This window comes from Mesorhizobium sp. M1396, assembly GCF_040317725.1.
Classification (GTDB): Bacteria; Pseudomonadota; Alphaproteobacteria; order Rhizobiales; family Rhizobiaceae; genus Mesorhizobium.
Genome location: NZ_JAMYLA010000109.1, coordinates 1 through 6861, shown reverse-complemented (window position 1 = coordinate 6861; position 6861 = coordinate 1). Strand labels below are relative to the sequence as shown.

General features: G+C 63.1%; 6 protein-coding genes and 1 pseudogene. 1 reads left to right on the top strand and 6 read right to left on the bottom strand.

Annotation, left to right across the window (positions count from 1 at the left end; translation table 11 throughout):
- Positions 1-191 precede the first annotated feature (191 nt).
- Positions 192-968: pseudogene (gene istB / locus NKH02_RS33725) on the bottom strand (IS21-like element helper ATPase IstB).
- 16 nt (positions 969-984) lie between these two features.
- Entirely contained in the window at positions 985-2532 is a 1548-nt protein-coding gene (istA, locus tag NKH02_RS33720; protein ID WP_352884129.1) for an IS21 family transposase, read from the bottom strand.
- Between the two features lie 632 nt (positions 2533-3164).
- On the opposite strand from istA, the gene tnpB reads away from it, so the two are divergent.
- On the top strand, positions 3165-3536 hold the full coding sequence (tnpB, locus tag NKH02_RS33715) for an IS66 family insertion sequence element accessory protein TnpB (RefSeq protein WP_352884127.1): 372 nt from the start codon (positions 3165-3167) through the stop codon (positions 3534-3536).
- A gap of 47 nt (positions 3537-3583) precedes the next feature.
- Here tnpB and NKH02_RS33710 read toward each other — a convergent pair whose 3' ends face one another.
- From NKH02_RS33710 to NKH02_RS33695, 4 genes are all read right to left on the bottom strand, one after another.
- Positions 3584-4636: a tyrosine-type recombinase/integrase gene (locus NKH02_RS33710; RefSeq protein WP_352884124.1), complete on the bottom strand. Its 1053-nt coding sequence runs from the start codon at positions 4634-4636 to the stop codon at positions 3584-3586.
- Positions 4633-5166: a tyrosine-type recombinase/integrase gene (locus NKH02_RS33705; protein ID WP_352884122.1), complete on the bottom strand. Its 534-nt coding sequence runs from the start codon at positions 5164-5166 to the stop codon at positions 4633-4635. Before NKH02_RS33705 ends, NKH02_RS33710 begins: the two co-directional genes overlap by 4 nt.
- A gap of 79 nt (positions 5167-5245) precedes the next feature.
- Positions 5246-5440, bottom strand: coding sequence for a hypothetical protein (locus NKH02_RS33700; RefSeq protein WP_352884119.1), 195 nt, complete (start codon positions 5438-5440; stop codon positions 5246-5248).
- On the bottom strand, positions 5437-6288 hold the full coding sequence (locus NKH02_RS33695) for a tyrosine-type recombinase/integrase (protein ID WP_352884117.1): 852 nt from the start codon (positions 6286-6288) through the stop codon (positions 5437-5439). The genes NKH02_RS33700 and NKH02_RS33695 overlap by 4 nt, the downstream gene beginning before the upstream one ends.
- Positions 6289-6861 lie beyond the last annotated feature (573 nt).

Genomic DNA, 6861 nt, shown 5'->3' with positions numbered 1-6861 from the left:
TTATCCTGTTCAAGAGCGGTAAGGGACCGGCTCGCGTCAAAAGACGGCGACATCGGGTGCCTCCTTCTGATGGTGGATCCAACAGTGCGCATTTCGTAAAAGCCGGACAGGGGTTCCGCTAATTCCCGGACAGCGATTTCGCTAATGTCGGGACAGTTTGGCGGCGACGGTCCTCGGGTGCCTTGTTGCGTTCATGGATGATTGATTTCGCTGTTTTCGGCGCCGGTCAAGAGGGGCGCTGCCTTTTGCTTTCGCATGCTGTCGCCATGGAGCACGATGCGGTGGGCGTTGTGCACGATCCGATCGAGAATGGCGTCGGCGACGGTTGGGTCTGCGATCAAGTCATGCCATCTGGCCACCGGGACCTGGGCGGTGATCAGGGTGGATTTGCGGCGATAGCGTTCCTCGACGATTTCGAACAGATGGAAGCGCTGTTAGTCGGTGAGGGAGTGGGTTCCGAAGTCATCCAGGATGAGCAGTTGCGCGCGGGTGAGCTTGTCAATGAGGCGTGGGAAGCGGCCATCGAGACGAGCGAGCGCCAAATCCTCGAACAGGCGCGGCACGCGCACATAGAGCACGGAATGATCGAGCCGTGCCGCTTGCCGGCCGAAGGCGCAGGCCAGCCACGACTTGCCGGTTCCGGTCTGGCCGGTGACGATTAGGTTCTCATGCGCCTTCAGCCATTCGCCCTGGGCGAGCGCCATGGTGCTGCGCCGGTCGAGCCCGCGCGGCGCGGCAAAGTCGATGTCCTCAATGCAGGCTTCGGGAAAGCGCAACCTGGCTGAGGCGAGCCGGTTCCGGACGCGCTTGTCGGCCCGTATGGCAACCTCGCGGTCGAGCATCAGGCCGAGCCACTCATCACGGCTGAGCTCGTTGGCGTTGTTCCGTTCGGCCAGTTCGCGCCAGGCGGCAGCCATGCCGGCCAGACCGAGGGATTGCATCTGGTCGAGGGTGGGGTTCGTCAGCATTCTTTCTTCCTTTCCTTCACTGGTAATAGTTCGAGCCGCGGATGTTGGCGTGCTGGGGAGTCGGCTTTGCCGGTTCTGGGGAGCTGGCCCGGTCGAGGCCGGCTTTGAGGATGGCGGTGACGGAGGAGTAGGCGATCGCGTTGATCAGCAGCGCCCGCTCGCAGGCGGCATTGAGACGCTCCGGCCCATAGCGCGGCGCCAGCGACAGGATGCCCATGGCCGAGCGATATCCCTGTTCCGGATGCGGTCGGTCGCGCATCATGCGCTCGACCAGAATGGCGGCGTTGGGGCCGATCCCGGCCGCCCGGCTGATCAGGCTGGCCGGCGTGGTGTTGGCGTAGCGCTGGTGCGCCTTAGGCATGTGTTCGTTGACGGTAACATGGCCGGAACGCTGTGAGCGACGCACATGACTGGCGACACGCTGGTGATCGTGGAAGATCTCGACCACCCGGTGGGTGAGCCGCACCTCGACGGTGCGCCCGATCAGCCGGTGCGGCACCGAGTAGAAGGTCTTGTCGACTTCGACATGGTAGTCAGGATGCACCTTCGCCGACTTCCACTCGGCGTATTCGAACGGTGCTGCCGGCAGCGGCTTCAAGGCGGCCCGCTCGATCTCCTCGAACAGTTCGCGGCGGCTTTGGCCGACATGGCGCATCGGCCGGTTGTTCAGATCCTCGAGCAGTTCGGCGATCGCCGCGTTGAGCTCGGCGATCGAGAAGAAGGATCTATTCCTGAGCCGTGCCAGAATCCAACGCTCGACGATCAGCACCGCGCCCTCGACCTTGCCCTTGTCGCGCGGCTTCCGGCTTCGGGTCGGCAGGATGGTGGTATCGTAATGCTCGGCCATGGCTGCAAAGGTCGCGTTCAGCGTCGGCTCGAACCACAGCGCCTTGACGACACCGGCCTTCAGGTTGTCGCATACGATCGCTCTGGTGACACCGCCGAAGAAGGCGAGCGCTCGCACCTGGCCCTCGATCCAGTCCGGCAGCTTTTGGCTGGAGCTGGCAAAGGCGAAGGTCAGATTGGAGGCACCCAGCACCGCGACAAAAATCTGCGCCGGGTAAATGGCGCCGGTCGCCGGATCCATCACCGGCACCGTCTGCCCGGCATAGTCCGTCTGCATCACCGCGCCCGCCGCATGCCGGTTGCGGAATGTGGCGCTCGTCCGGCGCTCGAAAGCGGCGAAGTGCTCGCAGAACCAAGTGTAGCCGTAGCCGTCCGGATGGGCGGCGCGATACTCCTGCCACAACAGCGTCAGCGTCACCCCCTTGCGCTTCAACTCCCTGGCGATCAGCGCAAAGTCCGGTTCGCTCAGGTCTTGCGGCGGACGACCGGCACGGCCAAACAGCAGCCGCTGAAGCGTCGCCTCGTCGTGGCCGGGCGGCAGCGGCCAGCATGCCAGCCCGGCCTCCCGCGCCCGCAGCAAATAGGTCGATACCGTCGTCTTGCTGATCTTCAGCCGTTCTGACACCTCACGCACCGAAAGACCCTGCTCATGCGTCAGGCGCAAGATCGCTTGGATATCCCTCACACTCGTTCGTCTCGCTTGCTTCCGTCTCGGCATGGCCCCTCTCAACGTCATCGTGAGAGGCCAAACTGCCAGAACGGCGCAGCCGAGAACCGACCGTTAAATCCGCTCCCGAAAACTGTCCGGGATTTAGCGGAAACGCTGTCCGCGAATTACCGAAATCACTGTCCGGGATTTAGCGAAAAGGGTGTCCGGGAATTACCGAAACACGCACAACAGCGCCGAAGGATGCCATACCTCGCCGCTCGCCCCATAGCATGTACTCCCTGGGACACGATCCAAATTTTTTGCTTTGTTACTCAAGTTGGCATCGAGAGGTCCGAGCAATGAGAAACGATCCAGCAATTGGTCAAGAGCGAAACGGACGCATTCGCGATCGCAGACGGGGAAACCGCAGTGGCAGGAGGTCTGACCCGGAGTGGGCATCGCTGTGCCCTCCAGGTTGCGTGGTCTGCCCGTTACACATTCGCCTCGCCTCGCCATTCGGTTGTAATACCCGCTGCAGCTGCTCACCTTGGCAAAGCGGCGTACTCTTAAGAGCGCACTTAGGAGCGGTTAATGGGTCAGATCAACGTTGCTCAGCGGCCCCGAACGTAGGCGCCGTTGGAACGAGGAGGACGGCGCCAGATTTTTGGAGAAGGCGTTTTCGCCCGGAGCCTGTAACGCAGGTGGCGCGGCGGCATGACGTTTCGACGGCGCTGATCTACACATGGCGTCGCAAGCTGTGCGAACCCGCGTCTTACCCGTGCCTTACCGAGGCGGTGGTTATCGATGAAGACGCTCGCCAACCACTGAAGCCGCGGCCAGCTATTGTCGTACAGCTGCAGCCGAGCGAGCATCTTCGCTGGAGCGACGCCCACGCTGGCTACGGCAGTGGTGAAGGCATTGCGGTGATCCCGTCGGGCGCGCGGGTGTGGCTGTCGATGGGCCACACCGATATGAGGAAGGGCAGGCAAGGCCTGGCTTTGCTGGTTCAGCAGCACCTGAAGCGCGATTCGCACTTATGCGTCGGGCGAGATTATGTGGCGGAGCCGCCCTGACGCCCGTCAGGGCCGGCCAAACCCAGCTTGCCTCCGCCACATAATATTTAGATGCTGTTCAGCAGTTGCAGAACGGCGTCGTTCGGTCGGAAACGCACGCCGTGGTCGCCGGCGACGCCCGCCTTCTCGAGTCCGTTGCGCATCATCTCGACATCCGCGGCGGCATAGCGGTGGGTCGTGGCGACCTGTGCGTGCCCGAGCCAGGCTTGGATCGTCAAAAGGTCCACGCCGGACTGGAGAAGCTTCATGGCGAGGGAGTGCCGGAAGATGTGCGGCGATATGGGCTTGTCGGCCAAGGCCGGGCTGATAGCCACGGCCTCGGCGGCCTCGGCGGCCTCGGCGGCCTCGGCGGCCTCGGCGGCCTCGGCGGCCGCACGCCGCACGATATGGGTCGCTCCGAAACGAGTCAGGCGGTCGTTGCGGGCGCCGACGAATATCGGTCGCGGCTCGTAATGGGTGATCCCGCGCTCGCTCAACAAGGTCGTCAGCGCTCGCGTCAGGTCCTTGGAAATAGGGACGACGCGGTCTCTGCGCCCCTTGCCGCGCAGCAGCACTTGCGGGTGCGACCGCTCCAACTGAAGATCGTTTGCGTTGACGCCGGTGGCTTCGGAGACCCGGGCGCCGGTCCGTGCCAAGAAGAGCAGAAAGGTTCGGTCGCGCCGACCACGGGGCGTCTTTGGATCGGGCGCCGCGATGAGGGTGTCCACTTCGGCGCTGGTGAGGTGGTACGTCACCTCAATGTGCGTCCGTTTAATGGGAATCGTCAGCACGCGTTGGGCGACGCCGAAGGACGCCGGGTCGGCGGCAGCGACGTGGTGGAAGAAAGATCGGATCGCGGCCAGGCGGGCGTTGCGCGTGGCGACGGAATTGTTCCGCTTCTCCTCGAGCTCGTCGAGAAAAGCGAGAACGAGGTCTCGATCAAGCTCTTCAAGCGCCAACGCCGCCGGCTTCTTCCGCAACCGGGCGGCGGCAAAGAGGATCAGCATGCGCAAGGCGTCGCGATAGCTGGCCACGGTCGCGGGAGTCGCGTTGCGCTGCTTGGTCAAGCGCCGGCGAAAGTAGGACTCCAGGAGCGGCGCCAGGAGCAAATGTTCGCTCATGCTGCACCTCCATCGAGGAAGGCGCGCTCCGCCGCAATGGCGAGAAGATCCGCCGAGCCAGTGAGGTAGTAGGCTGTATCGCTGTAGCTGGCGTGACCGAGATGTGTGGCGAGCAAAGGCAGCAGCGCCTGAACGTCTGCACGCTGTTGGTGCCAGAGGCTGAGGCGGGTCACAGCGAAACGGTGCCTGAGATCGTGCGGCCTTAACGGCTTGCCGCCATCAAGATGGGCGAGCTTGCGGACCTCAGCAAAACCGTTTTGCAGGCCGGTCGCCGAGAGGCGGTTGCCTCGGGAGCTGAGGAAGAAGGCCTGGTCCTTGGGCGTGGGAAAAGCATCATCGCGCTCATGCACATATTGACGAAGGGCTGTTTGGGTCGTCGTGTGAACTGGAACGAGACGGTCCTTGCTGCGGAACTTCGTCTTCCGAACGAGGAGAACCCCGTTGGCCAGATCGACGTCGGAACGATCAAGCCGGACCACTTCGCCCGATCGCATCCCCGAGCTCGCCAACAATCCGATCAGCGTCGCCATGGTCCGGCCCTTGAGAGGAACCTCCGGCGAAATGCGAGCGCATGCGCGTGCTCCGCCGGTTTTACGAGTATCTCGCCGTCTATGACGTCCGAACCGAGGCCTTGGAGCGCAGAGCTTTCCCCAGATCCAGAGCGATTCCGCCTCCGCGTATTCTCAGCGAGGCTGAGTTGGCGTCGCTCATCGACGCGCTGGATTTCGCCTTATCGTTCAGCGGCGCCGCCATCAGCCGCGCCACTCGCCACGGCGCGCCGAGGAAACGGGCGAAGGCGGTCATACGACGCCTCCCGGAAAAGGGAGTGCGACCTCGGCGAGCTGCGAGGCCGCGATCTTTACGTACAGCGCTGTTGTATTGATGCTGCGGTGCCCGAGAAGATCGGCGACCTCGTTGATCGGCGTTCGCTGCCTGACGAGCTGGGTGGCAAGGTTGTGGCGCAGGAGATGTGCACCTGCGACCCGCCCGAGTTCGACCCCGCCATGCCGCAACCGCTTCCGCACGATCCTCGAAACAGGCGATGCGCACTTGAACGGTCCCACGGGCGGCGTGAAGGACATGAACAGGTATGGGCTATCCACCTTCGGTCGAGCGCGCAGGATGTAGTCGGCGAGCGCGCGAAGCTCGCCGTTGCGAATGCCCGTGGTGGCGAGCAGCAACAGGACGGCTCGATCGCGGATGTCGACCGGCGTTGTTGCGCCGATCGCATCGATTGCGCGCCGAACGTCATCCCATGCAAGGCGCGGCGGCAAATGCGCCAAACGCCAATGCGGCGTCCCTGGGACGAAGCGGGCGAGATCCTGGTCATTGTGGCCAGCCCAATACAAAAACCGAAGAAATGTTCGGATGTGAGAGGTCGCCGCCGTGCGGGTGGCGGAGGTCGTCGATAGCGACAGCCGATGCTCAACGGCGGCGAAGACATGCTCCGCCGTCAACGCTTGGGGCTCTTGGTCGGGATGATGATGGCGGAACCAATCCAGAAAGCGGCGGCCGCCCAGAAGAACGCCTTCGCGGGTCTTCGGCTCAAGTCCCCGCACCTTGCGCAGATAGTCCGAAAAGGAGGCCAGAAGCGGAGCAATCGGATCATCCTCTACACTTGGAACGGAACTAATGAACCGCTCCGGAGCCACTCGCCGTGCGTGTCCCAGAGCCGACACTGCGCCGATGCGCGGAGTATCAGTAGTAAACGTGCACAAATAGCTGTCGATGACATCTTGAGGGATAGGCATCGGACCACAGCGCGTCGCGGCAAACTGGCTAAAGCGCGCAATCCGGCTCAGTTCGCGATCGCGCTCGTACTGGGCCTCATCTTCGCGCTGATCCGCCAGTCCCCCAATCCCAGAGATCCGGCGCGTCCGCGGAAAACGTAGAGATCGCCGCCGAACGGTTATGTGGCACGCCACATAACCATTCTTATGCGTCGGGCGAGATTATGTGGCGGAGCCGCCCTGACGCCCGTCAGGGCCGGCCAAACCCAGCTTGCCTCCGCCACATAATATTTCGTGTCTCTCACGGGCGCGGGATTCCCCTGCGCCGCAATGTCGGAGGGGCAGGATGCTCGAGTTCTATTTTTCGTATCGTGGGGTGCTCAAGCGCCTGCGTAGCGGTGCGCTCGGTGAGCCGAGCAATGTCGCCTGAATGGTAACGATTGCACCCCGATACAGATACGGAAACGCCTCCCAGACGTAGGACCAATCCCAAAA

Excerpts from the sequence above, each read along its gene's own strand:
- istA (WP_352884129.1), bottom strand. The coding sequence starts at position 2,532 with ATGCCGAGACGGAAGCAAGCGAGACGAACGAGTGTGAGGGATATCCAA.
- NKH02_RS33710 (WP_352884124.1), bottom strand. The coding sequence starts at position 4,636 with ATGAGCGAACATTTGCTCCTGGCGCCGCTCCTGGAGTCCTACTTTCGC.
- NKH02_RS33705 (WP_352884122.1), bottom strand. The coding sequence starts at position 5,166 with ATGGCGACGCTGATCGGATTGTTGGCGAGCTCGGGGATGCGATCGGGC.
- NKH02_RS33700 (WP_352884119.1), bottom strand. The coding sequence starts at position 5,440 with ATGACCGCCTTCGCCCGTTTCCTCGGCGCGCCGTGGCGAGTGGCGCGG.